General features: G+C 69.3%; 14 protein-coding genes. 8 read left to right on the top strand and 6 right to left on the bottom strand.

What is annotated here, in order from left to right; all coding sequences use genetic code 11:
• Positions 1-10 precede the first annotated feature (10 nt).
• From ACZ6JY_RS21100 to ACZ6JY_RS21090, 3 genes are all read left to right on the top strand, one after another.
• Positions 11-1,072 (top strand): ABC transporter ATP-binding protein, encoded by a 1,062-nt coding sequence (locus ACZ6JY_RS21100; protein ID WP_469197543.1) that lies wholly within the window; start codon positions 11-13, stop codon positions 1,070-1,072.
• Positions 1,065-2,231 (top strand): ABC transporter ATP-binding protein, encoded by a 1,167-nt coding sequence (locus ACZ6JY_RS21095; protein WP_469197542.1) that lies wholly within the window; start codon positions 1,065-1,067, stop codon positions 2,229-2,231. Before ACZ6JY_RS21100 ends, ACZ6JY_RS21095 begins: the two co-directional genes overlap by 8 nt.
• Positions 2,232-2,347: 116 nt before the next feature.
• Positions 2,348-2,860, top strand: a complete 513-nt coding sequence (locus tag ACZ6JY_RS21090) for a GNAT family N-acetyltransferase (protein ID WP_469197540.1) — start codon at positions 2,348-2,350, stop codon at positions 2,858-2,860.
• A 1,884-nt stretch (positions 2,861-4,744) separates the two neighbouring features.
• On the opposite strand, the gene ACZ6JY_RS21085 is transcribed toward ACZ6JY_RS21090, so the two are convergent.
• The 5 genes from ACZ6JY_RS21085 to ACZ6JY_RS21065 form a co-directional block, all read right to left on the bottom strand.
• Positions 4,745-5,785 (bottom strand): ABC transporter ATP-binding protein, encoded by a 1,041-nt coding sequence (locus ACZ6JY_RS21085; RefSeq protein ID WP_469197538.1) that lies wholly within the window; start codon positions 5,783-5,785, stop codon positions 4,745-4,747.
• Between the two features lie 39 nt (positions 5,786-5,824).
• Positions 5,825-6,850, bottom strand: a complete 1,026-nt coding sequence (locus ACZ6JY_RS21080; RefSeq protein ID WP_469197536.1) for an ABC transporter ATP-binding protein — start codon at positions 6,848-6,850, stop codon at positions 5,825-5,827.
• A gap of 11 nt (positions 6,851-6,861) precedes the next feature.
• A complete protein-coding gene (locus tag ACZ6JY_RS21075) occupies positions 6,862-7,842 on the bottom strand; it encodes an ABC transporter permease (RefSeq protein ID WP_469197534.1) in 981 nt (326 codons plus the stop codon).
• Between the two features lie 90 nt (positions 7,843-7,932).
• Positions 7,933-9,720, bottom strand: coding sequence for an ABC transporter substrate-binding protein (locus tag ACZ6JY_RS21070; RefSeq protein WP_469197532.1), 1,788 nt, complete (start codon positions 9,718-9,720; stop codon positions 7,933-7,935).
• 84 nt (positions 9,721-9,804) lie between these two features.
• A complete protein-coding gene (locus ACZ6JY_RS21065) occupies positions 9,805-10,827 on the bottom strand; it encodes an ABC transporter permease (protein WP_469197530.1) in 1,023 nt (340 codons plus the stop codon).
• A gap of 377 nt (positions 10,828-11,204) precedes the next feature.
• Here ACZ6JY_RS21065 and ACZ6JY_RS21060 point away from each other — a divergent pair, with 377 nt between their 5' ends.
• Genes ACZ6JY_RS21060 through ACZ6JY_RS21040 form a run of 5 tightly spaced genes read left to right on the top strand, consistent with a single transcriptional unit; the run spans position 11,205 to position 16,856 of the window.
• Positions 11,205-12,836, top strand: coding sequence for a peptide ABC transporter substrate-binding protein (locus ACZ6JY_RS21060; RefSeq protein WP_469197528.1), 1,632 nt, complete (start codon positions 11,205-11,207; stop codon positions 12,834-12,836).
• A 16-nt stretch (positions 12,837-12,852) separates the two neighbouring features.
• A complete protein-coding gene (locus tag ACZ6JY_RS21055) occupies positions 12,853-13,776 on the top strand; it encodes an ABC transporter permease (protein WP_469197526.1) in 924 nt (307 codons plus the stop codon).
• A complete protein-coding gene (locus ACZ6JY_RS21050) occupies positions 13,769-14,776 on the top strand; it encodes an ABC transporter permease (RefSeq protein ID WP_469197524.1) in 1,008 nt (335 codons plus the stop codon). The genes ACZ6JY_RS21055 and ACZ6JY_RS21050 overlap by 8 nt, the downstream gene beginning before the upstream one ends.
• A gap of 6 nt (positions 14,777-14,782) precedes the next feature.
• Complete coding sequence (locus tag ACZ6JY_RS21045; RefSeq protein WP_469197522.1) at positions 14,783-15,841, top strand: ABC transporter ATP-binding protein; 1,059 nt, start codon at positions 14,783-14,785, stop codon at positions 15,839-15,841.
• Positions 15,816-16,856, top strand: a complete 1,041-nt coding sequence (locus ACZ6JY_RS21040; RefSeq protein WP_469197520.1) for an ABC transporter ATP-binding protein — start codon at positions 15,816-15,818, stop codon at positions 16,854-16,856. The genes ACZ6JY_RS21045 and ACZ6JY_RS21040 overlap by 26 nt, the downstream gene beginning before the upstream one ends.
• 30 nt (positions 16,857-16,886) lie before the next feature.
• Here ACZ6JY_RS21040 and ACZ6JY_RS21035 read toward each other — a convergent pair whose 3' ends face one another.
• Entirely contained in the window at positions 16,887-19,052 is a 2,166-nt protein-coding gene (locus ACZ6JY_RS21035; RefSeq protein ID WP_469197518.1) for a S9 family peptidase, read from the bottom strand.
• Positions 19,053-19,126: the final 74 nt, after the last annotated feature.

The raw sequence follows: 19,126 nt of genomic DNA, 5'->3' as shown, positions 1-19,126 counted from the left end.
AGGCGTAAACGTGACCAGCATCGACATCAAGGAAGACTCGATCCCCGCCCCCCGCTCGGGCGAGGAGAAGAGTGGCCGCCTCCTGGACGTGAAGGACCTGCACGTCGAGTTCCACACCCGGGACGGTGTGGTCAAGGCCGTCAACGGCGTCAACTACAGCGTGGACGCGGGCGAGACGCTCGCCGTCCTCGGCGAGTCGGGCTCCGGCAAGTCCGTGACCGCCCAGGCCATCATGGGCATCCTCGACATGCCGCCCGGAAAGATCCCGCAGGGCGAGATCCTCTTCCGCGGCCAGGACATGCTGAAGATGTCCGGCGAGGAGCGCAGGAAGATCCGCGGTCGCAAGATCGCCATGATCTTCCAGGACGCCCTGTCCTCGTTGAACCCCGTCCTCTCGGTGGGCTACCAGCTCGGCGAGATGTTCCGGGTGCACGAGGGCCTGAGCCGCAAGGAAGCCAAGGCCAAGGCCATCGGGCTGATGGACAAGGTCAAGATCCCGGCCGCCAAGGATCGGGTGAACGACTACCCGCACCAGTTCTCCGGCGGTATGCGCCAGCGCATCATGATCGCGATGGCGCTCGCCCTGGAGCCCGACCTGATCATCGCGGACGAGCCCACCACGGCGCTCGACGTGACGGTCCAGGCCCAGGTCATGGACCTGCTCGCGGAGCTCCAGCGCGAGTACAACATGGGCCTGATCCTCATCACCCACGACCTCGGCGTCGTCGCCGACGTCGCGGACAAGATCGCGGTCATGTATGCGGGCCGCATCGTCGAGACGGCACCCGTCCACGAGCTGTACAAGCGCCCCGCGCACCCGTACACCCGTGGCCTCCTCGACTCGATCCCGCGCCTGGACCAGAAGGGCCAGGAGCTCTACGCGATCAAGGGCCTGCCGCCCAACCTGCTCAAGATCCCCAGCGGTTGTGCGTTCAACCCGCGCTGCCCCAAGGCGCAGGACGTCTGCCGCACGGAGATCCCGGCCCTGGTGTCGGTCACCGAGCAGGACGGCACGGAGCTGCCGGGCCGCGGCAGCGCGTGCCACTTCTGGAAGGAGACGATCCATGGCTGAGCCGAAGAAGTCCTCGAAGCTCTCGAAGACGGACGAGCCCGCCGAAGCCACCCCGAACGTCTCCGAGGTCGAGACGGTGGACGCCGCCACGGCGGACGACGCCGTCGCGGCCATCGAGGCCCCGGTCGAGCGCGGCGAGCCGATCCTCCAGGTCCGCAACCTGGTGAAGCACTTCCCGCTCACGCAGGGAATCCTTCTCAAGAAGCAGATCGGCGCGGTCAAGGCGGTCGACGGCATCTCCTTCGACCTCTTCCAGGGCGAGACGCTGGGCATCGTGGGCGAGTCCGGCTGCGGCAAGTCCACGGTCGCCAAGCTCCTGATGACCCTGGAGCGGGCCACGGCCGGCGAGGTCTTCTACAAGGGCCAGGACATCACCAAGCTGACGGGCCGCGCCCTGAAGGCGGTCCGCCGCAACATCCAGATGGTGTTCCAGGACCCGTACACGTCGCTCAACCCCCGTATGACGGTGGGCGACATCATCGGGGAACCCTTCGAGATCCACCCCGAGGTGGCCCCGAAGGGTTCGCGCCGGCAGAAGGTCCAGGACCTCCTGGACGTCGTCGGCCTGAACCCCGAGTACATCAACCGCTACCCGCACCAGTTCTCGGGCGGCCAGCGCCAGCGCATCGGTATCGCGCGCGGTCTGGCCCTCAACCCCGAGATCATCATCTGCGACGAGCCGGTCTCGGCCCTGGACGTCTCCGTCCAGGCCCAGGTCATCAACCTGATGGAGAAGCTCCAGGACGAGTTCAACCTGTCCTACCTCTTCATCGCGCACGACCTGTCGATCGTCCGGCACATCTCGGACCGCGTGGGCGTGATGTACCTCGGCAAGATGGCGGAGATCGGCTCGGACGAGCAGATCTACGAGCACCCGACGCACCCCTACACGCAGGCGCTGCTCTCCGCGGTCCCCGTCCCGGACCCGGAGGCCCGCGAGGGCCGCGAACGCATCATCCTCACCGGCGACGTCCCGTCCCCGGCGAACCCGCCCTCCGGCTGCCGCTTCCGTACGCGCTGCTGGAAGGCGGAGGACAAGTGCGCCAAGGAGGTCCCGCTGCTGGCGGTGCCCGAGCGCTTCAAGGGCCAGGACACGCCTGCGGCGCATGAGTCGGCGTGCCACTTCGCGGAGGAGAAGAACGTGGTGACGGCGGCGTAGTCCGTATTCCGCTTGCCACGGGCCTTTGGCCGTACGTGAATGGGGGCGCCCCCGGCTGTTTTCTCGGCCGGGGGCGCCTTCACGCATGCCGCCGTCCATCCCCCCGGAGGTTTCCCGTGCCAGAGCTGAGGCTCCGTCCCTGGCGGCCCCAGGACGCCGCCGCGGTCCTCGCGGCCTTCGCGGCCCCCGGGATGGACCGCCAGGCGGACCGCCCCGTGGACTCCCTAGCGGCGGCGGCCGGTTGGATCGAACGCCGGGCGACGGACCGCGAGGCCGGCTCCGCGTACGCCTTCGCGGTGGTGGACGAGGCGGACGCGCCCCTGGGCAACGTGGCGGTGGGTGCGGTGAACCTGCTCCACGGCACGGGCTGGGTCTCGTACTGGACGTCCCCGGAAGCCCGGGGCCGGGGCGCCGCCACGTCCGGCCTCCGTGCCCTCACGGCCTGGGCCTTCGCCGACTTGGGCCTCCACCGCCTGGAACTGGGCCACCGGACCAACAACCCGGCGTCCTGCGCGGTGGCCCGGGCGGCGGGGTACGCGGTGGAGGGCGTACAGCGGGAGAAGCTGGCGTACGGGGGCGCGCGGTTCGATGTGGAGCTGCATGCGCGGTTGGTGGGGGACGGGGGGTGAGCGTGGGCCGGTGGCGTTGCTTGCTTGCCGGGGCCGCCCGGTTCTCCGGAAGTGTGGCGGTTCCGCCCCGCCAGTAAAGGGCGCTCCTGCGTCGCGTCGGCTCCGCCGATTCCGCTCCGCTCCACCCTTGACTGCCGGGCCTCCACCGCAGGGGATTTGCTGACCGGGCGGCCACGGGGTGGGGCGACGGGGACGGTTGGGTGGGCGGTGCGGGTTGGCTGCCGGGTGCGGACTAGTTCTTCTGACGTGAACGCCAAGGGGCAAGGCGGGCGGGGGCGGGCCGGCTTCTCCGCTCGGGTCATCGGGTTTGGCGGCCGGGTGCGGGCCGGTCCATACGGGGAGTGGGTCAGCTCGTACGGACTCGGCCCGGCGGGACCGGCTGCACTCCGGTGGCGGTGTCGGGCGTCGCCGCCGGGCGTGGACCGGTCCATCGGGCGCGGGCGTCAGGGGGCGGGCTCGGCTTGGCGGCTCGGCTTCTCCGGTCGGGGCATCGGGTGGGGCCGCCCGCCGGATGTGGACTGGTTCTTCTGCCGCAGGCGCCGAGGGACGAGGGCAGGTGCCAGGGTGGGCGTCGGCCAAGCTGAGTTCGGCTTCCCGGCTCCGCCGTCGCAAGTACGCGGTACACGGGCGCGCAGTCGGTTCGCGGTTCGCCGGTCGCCGTTCGGGAGGGGGCCAGCCAGCGGGGCGCAGGAAAGTCCCGCTGCCCGGCCTAGACGCCTGCTTCTGACCTGCCGTTCCTCTGGCACGGGTGGAGACTTCTCTGCAATCCCTGCGTGTCGCATCCCAGGCGGCCGGGATGCGCTCGTGAAGCCGCAGGGCAGGGCGGGGCGGGAGTTCGGGGCGTACACCGTCCGGCTGACGGGCTGACGGGCTGACGGGCTGACGGGCTGACGGGCTGGCGGGGACCAACTTTGCGGACAGCGCACTCGCCGCCGCGTGCGCCCCCCCCGTTGGTCGAAACGCAACCTGCGCAAAGTTGGTGCCCGTCCCCCTCCCGGAGGGGTCGACCGCCAGCTCGTCAGCACAACCTCCCGGACCCGCGCTCCGTATAGGCCCGCCCGCACCCAGCCGCCACGCTGCTCCAACCACCCGGCCGAGCGACGCCCCTGCCCTGCGCCCCGTATGGGCCGGTCGCACCCGGCCGCGATGCCCGATGCCGCCGCCGGAGCGCAGCCGGTCCCGCCCGGTCGAGTCCGTACGAGCTGACCCACTCCCCGCGTGGACCGGTCCGCACCCGGCCACGACACCCGAATCCCGACACCCCCACCGGACCAGAGCCGCCCGCCCGGCCGAGGCGGTACAAGCTGCCCGCGCCCCGTATGGGCCGGTCCGCACCCGGCAGCGATACCCGACACCCTCACCGGAGCGGAACCGCCCCGCCCGGCCGAGCATCCCTGGCCTCGGCGAGGCTGCGACGAACTAGTCCGCACCCGGCAGTGAAACCCGATGACCCGAGCGGAGAAGCCGGCCCCCGCCCGCCTTGCCCCTTGGCGTTCGCGTCAGAAGGACTAGTCCGCACCCGGCAGGCAACTCGCACCGCCCACCCAACCGTCCCCGTCGCCCCACCTCGTGGCCGCCCGGTCAGCAAATCCCCTGCGGTGGAGGCTCGGCAGTCAAGGGTGGAGCGGAGCGGAATCGGCGGAGCCGACGCGACCGTAGGGAGCGCCCTTTACTGGTGGGGCGGAACCGCCACACTTCCGGAGAACCGGGCGGCCCCGGTAAGCAAGCAACGCCCCCGGCCCACCGAAGCCCCGTCGGGAGCGCCTCGCGAGGAAAGGGCCGAACCTCGAACCCCGCCCCCGGAACCGGTCCCGCCCCGCTCGGGTCAAGGGGGAGGGCAGGGCGGTTCCAGGTGGCGGGCGCGGGGGCGGCCCCGGAGGGCGGTCAGAGGGTTTTGCGGGCCGCCGGGACCGTCAGACGGGCCGAGTCCTCCGGGTAGTGGCATGCCGTCAGATGCCCCTCCCCGTTGCCGTCGGCACGGACCAGCGGCGGCTCCTCCGAGGCACACTTCTCCGTGGCCTTCCAGCAGCGCGTGCGGAAGCGGCAGCCGGAGGGCGGGTTCACCGGGGACGGGACGTCGCCCGTCAGGAGGATGCGCTCGCGGCGCGGGACGTCGTCCGCCGTGGCCTCGGGGACCGCCGAAAGGAGGGCCTTGGTGTACGGGTGGCGCGGGTTGCCGTAGAGGTCCTCGCGGTCCGCGATCTCCACGATCCGGCCCAGGTACATGACGGCGACCCGCTGCGAGAAGTGCCGGACCACCGCCAGGTCGTGGGCGATGAAGAGGAACGCGATGTCCAGGTCCTTCTGGAGCTTCTGGAGCAGGTTCACCACCTGCGCCTGGATCGAGACGTCGAGGGCCGACACCGGCTCGTCCGCGACGATCAGCTTCGGCTCGAGCGCCAGCGCCCGCGCCACGCCGATGCGCTGACGCTGACCGCCCGAGAACTCGTGCGGGAAGCGGTTGTAGTGCTCCGGGTTGAGGCCGACCGTCTCCAGGAGCTCCCGGACGCGAGCCTCGCGGCCACCCGCGGGGTTGATGCCGTTGACCTCCATCGGGCCGGAGATGATCTTTCCGACCGTCTGCCGCGGGTTCAGCGACGCGTACGGGTCCTGGAAGATCATCTGGATCTCCGAGCGGACCGGCGCGAGCTGCTTGCGCGAGGCGTGCGTGATGTCCTGGCCGCGGTAGGAGATCTTGCCGCCGGTCGGCTCCAGAAGGCGCGTGATCAGGCGGCCCGTCGTCGACTTGCCGCAGCCGGACTCACCGACCAGGCCCAGGCTCTCGCCCTCGGCCACGGTGAAGTCCAGGCCGTCGACCGCCTGCACGGCACCGATCCTCCGCTTGAACGGGAAGCCGCCCATGACGGGGAAGTGCTTGGTCAGCCCGCTGACGTCCAGGAGAGGAGGGGGTGTGGTGCTGCTCATCGTCGTGAATCCCGTCACTTGTACGTCAGTCGTCAGTCGTCAGTCGGTCCGCGAGGCCGCGAAGTCCGTGAAGAATTCCGCCCGCTGCTCATGGGTGAGGTGGCAGGCGGCGCCACGGCCCCCGCTGATCTCCAGGAGCGGCAGCTCGCCCGAGCAGCGCTCGCCCCCGACCTGCTCCGTGAACGAGCACCGCGGGTGGAAGCGGCACCCGGTGGGCGGGTTCAGGAGGCTCGGCGGGGTGCCGGGGATGGGGGACAGGGGGACGTCCACCGGGCCTTCGAGGCTCGGCATCGAGCCCAGGAGACCCCAGGTGTACGGGTGCTGCGGCGCCCGCAGCACCTCCTTCTTGGTGCCGCGCTCCACGCACCGGCCGCCGTACATCACCAGGACGTCGTCCGCGATGTCGGCGATCACGCCGAGGTCGTGGGTGATGAAGATGATCGCCGTGCCGAACTCCTGCTGGAGGTCCTTGAGGAGGTCCATGATCTGGGCCTGGACCGTCACGTCGAGGGCGGTCGTCGGCTCGTCGGCGACCAGCAGCGCCGGGTTGCAGACCAGCGACATCGCGATCATCGCGCGCTGGCGCATACCGCCGGAGAACTGGTGCGGGTAGTCGTCCACGCGCAGGTCGGGCTGCGGGATGCCGACCTTCGTCAGCATCTCGATCGACCGCGCCCGCGCCTCCTTCTTGGAGGCGCCGGTGTGCTTGCGGTACGTCTCACCGATCTGCCGGCCGATGGTGTGGTACGGCGAGAGCGAGGCCAGGGCGTCCTGGAAGATCATCGCCATCTTGTTGCCGCGCAGCCGCTCAAGCTCCCGCTCGGTGGCGGTGAGGAGCTCCTGCCCGTCGAGCAGGATCTCGCCGTCGATCGCGGTGCTGTCCTTGTGGTGCAGGCCCAGGATGGCGAGGTTGGTCACCGACTTGCCGGAACCGGACTCGCCCACGATGCCGAGGGTCTTGCCCTTCTCCAGCTCGAAGTCGAGGCCGTCCACGGCCTTGACCATGCCGTCCTCGGTGGAGAAGTGGACGCGCAGATCGCGTACGGAGAGGAAGGGGGTGCTCATGGGTCCGGCTCCTAGGCGAGGCGCACGCGCGGGTCGATGAGGGCGTACACCGCGTCGACGATGATGTTGAACAGGACGATCGCCGTGGCCGCCACCAGGACGACGCCCAGCAGCATCGGCAGGTCGCTGGTGTTGACCGCGCGGACCGACAGGTCGCCGATGCCGTGCAGGGCGAAGGTCTTCTCGGTGATGATCGCGCCGCCCAGGAGCACGCCCAGGTCGAGGCCGAAGATGGTGACGATCGGCCCCATCGCGCCACGCCAGGCGAAGCGGAAGAAGACGGCGCGGCCGGAGAGACCCTTGGCGCGCGCTGTGCGCACGTAGTCCTCGCTGAGCGTCTCGACCATCTGGGAGCGCGTCATACGGGTGTAGTTCGCGGTGAAGATGAGGGAGAGGACCAGCCAGGGGATCATCAGACCGGAGAACCAGGCGCCCGCGTCCTCACTGATCGAGGTGTACTGGGGCCGGTCCAGCCACTTGAGCTGGTACGTGAAGAGGTACACGGCGAAGACGCCGACGACGTAGATCTGAAGCGACGACGCGACCAGCGAGGCGGACGACGCGATCTTGTCGAGGGTCTTGCCCTGCTTGCGGGCGGCCAGCATGCCGGTGCCCACACCGAAGATGACGAAGACGACGGCCGCGCCCAGCGAGAGCGACACGGTGGTCGGGAAGCGGTCCAGGATGGTGCTGAGGACCGGCTCGCGGTTGCGGAACGAGTAGCCGAGGCAGGGCGCGGGGCAGTTGCCGAAGCTGGCGTAGTCACGGCCCACGAACAGGCCCTCGAACCAGTGCCAGTACTGCACCGGCAGCGAATCGGCGATCCCCAGGTTGTGCCGCACCAGGTCCAGGGTCTCCGGGGAGCAGACCTTGCCGCAGGCCAGCCGGGCGGGGTCGCGCGGGGCGGCGTAGAAGAGGACGAAGACGAGAACGCTGATGATCAGCAGGATCACCGCGCCACCGACGATGCGGCGAAGGAGAAAGCGGAGCATGGCAGTTGGTTTTCCTGACGGATGCCGTGGGAGAGGAGGGGGCGAGACGGCCCTCGGCGTGGAGGGCCGTCTCGCCACTGGGGCCGGTCGTCAGGCCTTGACGTAGGTCTTGTAGATCAGCGTCGCGGCGAACTGCGGGTCGTGCTGCGCGCCACCGACCTTCGAGCCGTGCAGGTAGAAGCGGCGCTGGTAGGTCTCCGGGATGATCGGCACGACCTCGGTCATGATCTTCTTGTCGAGCTCGGCCCAGGCCTTGCCGGCTTCCTTCTGGTCCGAGATGACCGCGTTCTTCTTGATCGCCTCGTTGATCCAGTCGACGTCCGTCTGGGAGATGTTGTTCTGGCCGTCACCGATGGCGTCGCCGTCGAAGAGCGGCTGGATCAGCGTGTAGGCCGTCGGCCAGTCCGGGGACCAGCCGAACCACATCACGTCGAACTTGTTGTCGATGCGCTGGGCCTGGTCGTAGTAGTCCGTCGAGTTGAGCGGCTTGATGACCGGGTCGAAGCCGGCGGCTTTCAGCGCGTTCTCGATGACGACCTTGGTCTTGTCGTACGTGGGGCGCTGCGGGAAGGCGTAGACGATCTTCTGTCCGAGCTTGCCGGCCTTCTTCAGGATGGCCTTGGCGCGCTCCGGGTCGCCCTGCGGCTTCTTCAGCTTGCCGAAGACGTCGAACTTCTCGCGGCCGATGATGTCGGGGCTCAGGATGGTCGTCGCCAGGTCACCCGCGGACTCGCCGCCGTAGATACGGCGGATCTGCTCAAGCGGCCAGGCGATGTTGAGCGCCTTGCGCACCTCGACGTCGGTGATGCGCTTGGTGTTGATCGCGTAGTAGTACGTGCCGGAGGACAGGCCGTTGAAGGACCGCTTCTTGACGTCCGGGTCGGTGAGCACCTTCTGCATGCGCTCGGCCGGGATCGGCTCGTAGATGGCGATCATCTGCTGGTCCTTGCCCTGGTCCGCGATGAAGCGGTCGCAGGAGTTGAGGCCAGTCGGTCCGAACTCGAACTCGAAGCTGTCCGGGTAGGCGGTGCGGATCGGGTCCGTCTTCGCGTCCCAGTGCTTGTTGCGCGTCAGCGTCAGCGACTTGTCGATGGAGCGGTTCTTGACGATGTACGGGCCGCAGGAGAAGGGCGCCTTGTCGTACTTCTCCTTGGTGTCGTGCTTCACGGGCACCGCGGAGTACGAGGTCATCGCCAGCGTGAAGTTGAAGTCCGGGCGGGCTTCCTTCAGCTTGAAGGTGATCGTCTTCTTCGCCTTGTCGATGACGATCGAGTCCAGGTGGTCACCGCCGTACGGGCCCTTGTAGCCCTCGCGCCACTTGGCGCCCTTGCCGGTCAGCGCCATCTGGACGTACGAGGCGCCCTCGGTGATGAAGGAGGCCCAGGAGCGCTCGAAGCCGTGGCGGACGTCCTCGACGGTGAGCTCGCTGCCGTCCTGCCACTTCAGGCCGTCCTTCAGCGTGAAGGTCCAGGTCTTGTTGTCGTCGGACGCCTTGCCCGTGTCGGTGGCGAGGTCGCCGACGAGGGTCAGGCCGCCCTTGGGGTCGACGTAGTAGCCGGTGAGGGCGCGGGCGAACAGCATGGCGACCGAGGAGTTGTACGCGAAGTAGATGCGCTGCGGGTCCATGTGCGACACGTCGTCCTCGGCGACGCCGTAGATCGTGCCGCCCTTCTGCGCGCCCGCGACCGCGGGGGCCGGGCCCTTAGAGTCCTCCGCGGTGCCGATCTTGACGTCGGAGCCCGTGTACTCCGTGGCTCCGCCGTGCTTGCCGCCGTTGCCACCGCCGCCCGAGCCACCGCTGCTGCACGCGGAAAGGACCATCGATCCGCCCGCCGCGACCGAGGTCGCGACGACGAAGTTTCTGCGGGAGAGAGACATGTGGCTACCAACCCTGATTGTCGAAGAAGGAGAGCGGAGGTGCGGCCCGGCACTGCCCCGTCGCGGCGCCGGAGGTGGGGAATGTCAGCGTTTGGTCTTCGGGTCGAGCGCGTCGCGCACCGAGTCGCCGAGGAGGTTGAAGGCGACCACGAAGATCACCATCGCGATGCCGGGGAAGGCCATGTACGTGATGTCCTGCTCGTACACCTCGGAGGCGCGCTGGATCATCACGCCCCAGTCAGGAGTGGGCTCCTGGAGGCCCACGCCCAGGAAGGCGAGACCGGCCTCGGCGGTGACGAACATCGGCAGGGCGAGGGTGGCCTGGATGAGGATCGGCGTCCACAGGTTGGGGAGCAGTTCCTTGAAGATGATCCGGGCCGGTGAGGCGCCGGTGACCTTCGCGGCCTCGACGAACTCACGTTCGCGCAGGGCGAGCACCTCGCCGCGCAGGAGCCGGGCGATGGAGGCCCAGCCGAAGGCCGTCATGACCGCGATGAGGCTGGTCACCGTCAGCCAGGTCGGTGTCTTGTCCTCGGGAGCGACGACCACCGAGATCATCACGGGCCAGAAGGCGATGAAGAAGAGCGTCGAGGGGAAGGCCAGGAGGATGTCGATGACGCGGCCGACGAAGTAGTCGGTCTTGCCGCCGACGTATCCGGCGGTGATGCCGACGGCGATGCCGATCAGCGTCACCAGGATGGTCGTCGCCGCCGCGATCAGCAGCGAGTTGCGCATCCCGTACAGCAGGAAGGTCAGGACGTCCCGGCCGAGCTGGGGCTCGATGCCGAACCAGAACTCGCCGTCGATGCCGCCGTTGGGCTTGATCGGGTAGCTGAATTCGTTGAACAGGCTCGGGTCGTTCACCCCGTACGTCGTGTAGGGGTCCTTGCCGTAGAGCTTCGAAATCAGCGGCGCACACAGCGAGATGACGAAGAAGAAGAGCACGACACAGGCGGCGGTCATGCCTGACTTGTCCCGCTTGAACCGGGTCCAGGCGAGCCGCCCAGGCGAACGCCCCTTGCTCCCCCGGTCGTTGGGCGTAGCAGGGGTGCCGGTCTTGTCCACCACTTCAAGAGCGGCGGATGCGGCGGGAGTTGGCGAGGTCATGGCGCTCCAGGCCCGGAGGGGTCATCAGGATTCCGCAGGACGAGCAGGCACCCACGGGCTAGGCGCGACTTTCGCAAGGCGTTTACTGCGCGGTCAATGAATCGTGAGCCGCCTTGGAGTGCTCTTGGGATCCTTGACCAGAGCTTTACCGGATAAAGCCCTTACCTTTGCCTTGGCGTAATCAAGCGTGATGGACGAGTCATGACCAATACGAGTGATCCGGGCAATGAGTCCGATATACGGGCGTGCGTGTCTCGGAATTCGTACATCCGGAGGAGCTCCGACTCGTACGGGCGGGGTAAATATGCGGTTCATCCGGGCTGCGGCGATATTTGGCGATACGTAACGCCAAGGCTGAGTCAGGACAGGAGGACTCCATGCGTGGAGCCACGCACGCCAAGTGGGCCGCATGCGCGGTGACCGTCGCCCTCGCCGCGACGGCCTGCGGTGGCGGGGGGAGCGGCGGCGGTGGCGGTGACGGCTCCGGGATCGTCAGCTCCTCCTGGGGCGATCCGCAGAACCCGCTGGAGCCCGCGAACACCAACGAGGTCCAGGGCGGCAAGATCCTCGACATGATCTTCCGGGGTCTCAAGCGGTACGACCCGAAGACCGGCAAGGCCGAGAACATGATCGCCGAGTCGATCGAGACCAAGGACGCACAGAACTTCACGGTCAGGCTCAAGGACGGCTGGACGTTCAGCAACGGCGAGAAGATCACGGCCAAGTCCTTCGTGGACGCCTGGAACTACGGGGCGAACATCGAGAACAACCAGAAGAACGCGTACTTCTTCGGCTACATCGAGGGATACGACAAGGTCCACCCGGACGAGGGCGACCCGAGCGCCAAGACCCTGTCGGGGCTGAAGGCCGTCGATGACAGGACGTTCACCGTCAAGCTCACCCAGAAGTTCTCCACCTGGCCCGACACGCTCGGCTACCCGGCCTTCGCGCCGCTGCCCAAGGCGTTCTACGACGACCACGACGCCTGGCTCGCCAAGCCCGTGGGCAACGGCCCGTACACCGTGGACTCGTACACCAAGGGCTCGCAGATGTCCCTGCGCAAGTGGGACGCGTACCCGGGGGACGACAAGGCGCGCAACGGCGGTGTGGACATGAAGGTCTACACCGACAACAACACCGCCTACACGGACCTGATGGCCGGCAACCTCGACCTCGTCGACGACGTCCCCGCCTCGCAGCTCAAGAACGCCGAGAACGACCTCGGCGACCGCTACATCAACACCCCCGCCGGCATCATCCAGACCCTCGCGTTCCCCTTCTACGACAGCGAGTGGACGAAGCCGGGCATGGAGAAGGTCCGCCGGGGGCTTTCCATGGCGATCAACCGGGAGCAGATCACCGAGACCATCTTCCAGAAGACGCGGACGCCGGCCTCGGACTGGACCTCGCCGGTCCTCGGTGACGACGGCGGCTTCAAGAAGGGGCTCTGCGGCGACGCGTGCGACTACGACGCCGCGAGGGCCAAGAAGCTCGTCGAGGAGGGCGGCGGCATCCCCGGCGGGCAGCTCAAGGTCACGTACAACGCGGACACCGGCTCGCACAAGGAGTGGGTCGACGCCCTCTGCAACTCCGTCAACAAGGCGCTCGGCAAGGACAAGGCCTGCGTCGGCAACCCCGTCGGCACCTTCGCCGACTTCCGCAGCAAGGCCTCCAAGCAGGAGCTGGACGGTGCCTGGCGGGCGGGCTGGCAGATGGACTACCCGCTGATCCAGAACTTCCTGGAGCCGAACTACTACACCGACGCCTCGTCCAACGACGGCAAGTACAGCGACGAGGAGTTCGACAGGCTCGTCAACGAGGCCAACGGCGAGACGGACACCGCCAAGGCCGTCGGCGCGTTCCAGGACGCCGAGAAGATCCTCGCCAAGGACATGCCGGCCATCCCGCTCTGGTACCAGAACGGCAGCGCGGGCCACTCGGACCGGGTCTCCGACGTCTCGCTGAACCAGTTCAGCGTGCCGGTGTACGACCAGATCACGGTCAACTGAGACGCGGGGACGGCCCATGGGACGTTATGTGATCCGGCGTCTGCTCCAGATGATCCCGGTCTTCATCGGCGCCACGCTGCTGATCTTCCTGATGGTGAACGTGATGGGCGACCCCGTCGCGGGACTGTGCGGGGACCGCAAGTGCGACCCCGCGACGGCCGTGCGGCTCAAGAAGGAGTTCGGCCTCGATAAGCCGGTGTGGCAGCAGTACCTGACGTACATGGGCAACGTCTTCACCGGCGACTTCGGCACCGCCTTCAACGGCCAGAAGGTCACCGAGCTGATGGCGGCCGCCTTCCCGGTCACCATCCGCCTCACCATCGTCGCCATCGTCTTCGAGATCGTCATCGGGATCACGCTCGGCGTGCTCACCGGACTGCGGCGCGGGCGGCCCATCGACACCGTGGTGCTGCTGCTCACGCTCGTCGTCATCTCCGTCCCCACCTTCGTCACCGGACTCGTCCTGCAACTGCTGCTCGGCGTCCAGTGGGGCGCCATCAAACCCTCCGTGTCGAGCGAAGCGCCGTACGACGAACTGATCGTCCCCGGCCTGGTGCTCGCCTCGGTCTCCCTCGCGTACGTGACCCGGCTGACCCGCACCTCCATCGCGGAGAACCGGCGCGCCGACTACGTCCGCACCGCCATCGCCAAGGGCCTGCCCCGGCACCGCGTCATCACCCGGCACCTGCTGCGGAACTCCCTGATCCCCGTCGTCACCTTCATCGGTACGGACGTGGGCGCGCTGATGGGCGGCGCGATCGTCACCGAGCGGATCTTCAACATCCACGGCGTCGGCTTCCAGCTCTACCAGGGGATCCTGCGCCAGAGCACCCAGACCGTCGTCGGCTTCGTGACCGTACTCGTCCTGGTCTTCCTGGTGGCCAACCTGATCGTCGACCTCCTGTACGCCGTGCTCGACCCGAGGATCCGCTATGCCTGAACCCCAGGAGCCAGAGGGAGCCATGGCCGCCACCGGCATGGGCGGCGCGATGGACCTGGCCGCGAGCGAGGCGACCTCCCTGGAGAAGACACCGGGCGGACCCGACGGCATCGGACCCGACGGCACCGGGCGCGACGGCACAGGGCCCTACGCCCCGGCACGCAGCCTGTGGTCCGACGCCTGGCGTGACCTGCGGCGCAACCCGGTCTTCATCATCTCCGGTCTGATCATCGTCTTCCTCGTCGTCATCTCCCTGTGGCCCTCGCTCATCGCCACCCGCAACCCGCTGGACTGCGACCTCGGCAACGCGCAGAAGGGCTCTTCGCCGGGGCACCCCTTCGGCTTCAACGAACAGGGCTGCGACGTCTACACGCGCGTCGTGTACGGGACGCGGGTCTCGGTCACCGTCGGCGTCTGCGCCACGCTCGGCGTCGCCGTCCTCGGCAGCGTCCTCGGCGGCCTCGCCGGGTTCTTCGGCGGCGGCTGGGACGCCGTCCTCTCCCGTATCACCGACATCTTCTTCGCCATCCCCGTCGTGCTCGGCGGGCTCGTGCTCCTGTCCGTGGTCACCAGCTCCACGGTCTGGCCCGTCGTCGGCTTCATGGTGCTGCTCGGCTGGCCGCAGATCTCCCGCATCGCGCGCGGCTCCGTCATCACCGCCAAGCAGAACGACTACGTCCAGGCGGCACGCGCGCTCGGCGCCTCCAACTCCCGGATGCTGCTCCGCCACATCACGCCGAACGCCGTGGCGCCGGTCATCGTCGTGGCCACCATCGCCCTCGGTACGTACATCGCCCTGGAGGCCACGCTCTCCTACCTCGGCGTCGGTCTGAAGCCGCCGACCGTGAGCTGGGGCATCGACATCTCGGCCGCCTCCCAGTACATCCGCAACGCCCCGCACATGCTGCTCTGGCCGGCCGGTGCGCTGGCGGTCACGGTGCTGGCGTTCATCATGCTCGGCGACGCGGTCCGCGACGCCCTCGACCCGAAGCTGAGGTAGGCGCCCATGGCAACCGTGGCATCCGAGGCGTCCGCGTCCGCAGCACCGGGGAGCTCCAAGCTGCTCGAAGTGCGCGACCTCCACGTGGAGTTCCGGACCAGGGACGGGGTCGCCCACGCCGTCAACGGCGTCGACTACAGCGTGGCGGCGGGCGAGACCCTGGCCGTCCTCGGCGAGTCGGGCTCGGGCAAGTCCGTGACCGCCCAGGCCGTCATGGGCATCCTCGACACCCCGCCCGGGAGGATCACCTCGGGCGAGATCCTCTTCCGCGGCAGGGACCTCCTGAAGCTCAAGGAGGACGAGCGGCGCAAGGTGCGCGGCGCCGGAATGGCGATGATCTTCCAGGACGCGCTGTCCTCGCTGAACCCCGTGCTCAGCGTGGGCGCGCAGCTCGGCGAGATGTTCATCGTGCACAAGGGCATGTCGCGCAAGGACGCCAGGGCCAGGGCCGTCGAGCTGATGGACCGGGTGCGCATCCCGGCCGCCAGGGAGCGCGTCGGACAGTACCCGCACCAGTTCAGCGGCGGCATGCGCCAGCGCATCATGATCGCCATGGCGATGGCGCTCGAACCGGCGCTCATCATCGCCGACGAGCCGACCACCGCCCTCGACGTCACGGTCCAGGCGCAGGTCATGGAGCTGCTCGCGGAGCTCCAGCGCGAGATGAACATGGGCCTGATCCTCATCACGCACGACCTCGGCGTGGTCGCGGACGTCGCCGACAACATCGCGGTGATGTACGCGGGCCGCATCGTCGAGCGGGCCCCCGTCCACGAGATCTACCGGGCGCCGGCCCACCCGTACACCCTCGGCCTGCTCGAATCGATCCCGCGTCTCGACCAGAAGGGCCAGGACCTCTACGCGATCAAGGGCCTGCCGCCGAACCTCATGAACATCCCGCCCGGCTGCCCCTTCCACCCCCGCTGCCCCATGGCCCAGGACGTGTGCCGCACCGACGATCCGCCGCTCGCCCGGGTGACGTACGAGGGCCTCACCGCCGAGCGCAGAAGCGCCTGCCACTTCTGGAAGGAGACGCTCGATGCAGCACCCGAACGCCGGGCGTGAACCGATCCTCCAGGTCCGCGGCCTGGTCAAGCACTACCCGCTCACCCGGGGCGTCGTGATCCGCAAGCAGGTGGGCGCGGTCAGGGCCGTGGACGGCGTCGACTTCGAGCTCGGGCAGGGCGAGACGCTCGGCATCGTGGGGGAGTCGGGCTGCGGCAAGTCGACGGTCGCCAGGATGCTGGTCAACCTGGAGCGGCCGACCGCGGGCGAGATCCGCTACAAGGGCGAGGACATCACCAGGCTGTCGGGACGCGCCCTCAAGGCCGTGCGCCGCAACATCCAGATGGTGTTCCAGGACCCCTACACCTCGCTGAACCCGCGGATGACCGTCGGCGACATCATCGGGGAGCCGTACGAGATCCATCCCGAGGTCGCGCCGAAGGGCTCGCGGCGGCAGCGGGTGCAGGAGCTCCTCGACGTCGTCGGGCTCAACCCCGAGTACATCAACCGCTATCCGCACCAGTTCTCCGGCGGCCAGCGCCAGCGCATCGGCATCGCGCGCGGGCTCGCCCTCAGGCCCGAGATCATCGTCGCCGACGAACCGGTCTCCGCCCTCGACGTCTCCGTCCAGGCGCAGGTCATCAACCTCCTGGAGAAGCTCCAGGACGAGTTCGACCTGAGTTACGTCTTCATCGCCCACGACCTGTCGATCGTGCGGCACATCTCCGACCGGGTCGGCGTGATGTACCTCGGGCGGATCGTCGAGATCGGCACGGACGAGGAGATCTACGACCACCCCACGCACCCCTACACGCAGGCCCTGCTCTCCGCCGTGCCGGTCCCCGACCCCGAGGCCCGTGAGCACCGGGAGCGGATCATCCTCAGCGGCGACGTGCCCTCGCCCGCCCATCCGCCCTCGGGCTGCCGGTTCCGCACGCGCTGCTGGAAGGCGCGCGAGCGGTGCGCCCTCGAAGTGCCCCCGCTCGCGGTGCCCGCGGAGTTCCGGTACGAGGAGGGGCCCGCGGCGCACGACTCGGCCTGCCACTTCGCCGAGGAGAAGCAGGTCGTGCCGTAGCGCCGCGGACCGTACGGACCCCGGGGGCCGCTACAGGCCCAGGGAGCGCTTCAGGAAGTCCACCTGGAAGTGGAGCAGGTTCTCCGCGACCCGCTCCTGGGACATCATGTGCGTCACGCCCGACAGCGGCAGGACCTCGTGCGGACGGCCCTCGGCGAGCAGGGCGGACGAGAGGCGCAGGGAGTGCGCCACCACCACGTTGTCGTCGGCGAGGCCGTGGATGACGAGCATCGGGCGGTGCGGCTCGGCCGCCTCGATCAGCCCGTCGTCGCCGACCAGGGAGTTGTGGCGGTACGTCTCCGGGGTCTTCGTCGGGTCGCCGAGGTACCGCTCCTCGTAGTGCGTGTCGTACATCCGCAGGTCGGTCACCGGGGCGCCGACCACCGCCGCGTGGAAGACGTCGGGGCGGCGCAGCGCGGCCATCCCCGCGAGGTAGCCGCCGTAGGACCAGCCGCGGATCGCGACCCGGCCGAGGTCCAGGGGGTGGGTCTCGGCGAGGGCGTGCAGGGCGTGGACCTGGTCGTCGAGCGTCAGCGTCAGGTCGTTCTTGATCGACTTCTCCCAGGCGGGGGAGCGGCCGGGCGTGCCGCGGCCGTCCGCCACGATCACCGCGAAGCCCTGGTCGGCGAACCACTGCGAGGTGAGGAAGGCGTTGTGCGCATGCAGCACACGTTGTCCGTGGGGTCCGCCGTACGGATCGAGCAGTACCGGGAGCGGCCCGTCCGCCGCCTTGTATTCCGTGGGTAGCAGGACGGCGCACGGAATCCGGCGCGTGCCCCCCTCGGTGAGCGTCACGCGCGGCGTGAGCCCCGGACGCTCGGCACAGGAGGCCACCGTCGCCACGCGCTTGCCGTCCCGCAGCACCTGCACCCGCGAGCCGGGGCGGTCGAGGGAGGCCGACACGAGCACGGTGAGGCCGCCCGCGCGGACCGCCGAGTGCACGCCGGGCTCCCGCGAGAGGCGCTCCACGCCCAGTTCGTTGACCCGGTAGACGTGCACCTCACCGGTCTCCGGGTCGGCGGCGGCCTGCCCCGCCGACGCCGAGAGCAGAATGTCCTCCTCGGTCACGTCCAGGACCGCGCGGACGTGCAACTGGGCTCCCGTCAGCGGCCTCTCGCCCCACGCGAGGACGCGCGCGCCGCCCTCGTCGACGATCCGCACCAGCTTGCCGCTGGGCGACCAGCAGGGCACACCGGCGAACAGTTCAAGCCAATCTGCGTCCTCCTCCGCGTGCACCATCCGCGTCGAGCCGTTGTCCGGGTTCACCGCGAGATAGAGCTGCCCGCGCTGGTCGCGGGACTGCACGAGCAGCAGCGGAGCGCCGTCCGCCGACCAGTGCACCCGGGCGAGGTAGGGGAAGCGGCCCCGGTCCCACACCACCTCGGTACGCGACCCGTCCAGGCCGAGGACGAACAGGCGTACGTCGGCGTTGGCGGTGCCCGCGGCCGGGTACGCGATCCGCGCAGGCTCCCGCTCCGGCTGCGAGGGATCGGCGATCCACCAGCGCCGCACGGGCGCGTCGTCGACCCGCGCCACGAGCAGCCGGCCGGAGTCGGGGGACCACCAGAACCCGCGGTGCCGCGCCATCGACTCGGCCGCGACATGCTCCGCGAGGCCGTACGTCACCGTCTCCTTCTCGCCGGGCTCCGGCGCGGCGAGCACCCGGTCGCCCCCGCCGTCGGCGCCCGTCACCCGCAGGGCGCCCCCGGACACGTACGCGACGTGCCGCCCGTCGGGCGAGGGCCTCGGGTCGATCACGGGGCCCTCGGCGGGCAGTTCGCGGGTCGTCCCCGCGCGCAGCTCCGCCGCGAAGAGCCGGCCCGACAGGGCGAACGCGGCCAACTCCACGGCGGCGTCCGTGGCGTAGCCCACGATGCCCGTACCGCTCTCCCTGCTGCGCTCGCGCCGTGCGCGCTCGGCCGGGGAGAGCCGCTCCGCCGCGCCGCCGAGCAGCGCCTCGGGGTCGGCGGCGGTCCGCTCGCGGCCGTCCTCCACGTCCAGGACCCAGAGCCGGCCCACCCGGTCGGTGCCGGACGAGGAGCGCAGGAAGACGACGCGGGAGCCGTCGGGCGCCACCGTGAACGCACGGGGCGCGCCGAGGGTGAAGCGCTGCGTACGGGCTTGCTGACGCGGGAAGGAGAGCGGCTGCGCCGGGCTCTCGCCGGGCCTGGGAACTCCGGGGTCTTCGGTGGTCATCCCCCGAGCCTATGGCGCATGCGCCCCCTTGTGCTGCCGTGCTCCGAGTCATGCGTCCGCACGGATAGTTATGA

This window comes from Streptomyces sp. NPDC046335 (assembly GCF_055587985.1).
The sequence above is the reverse complement of the archived record's forward strand: the minus strand, read 5'-3'. Positions and strand labels throughout refer to the sequence as shown.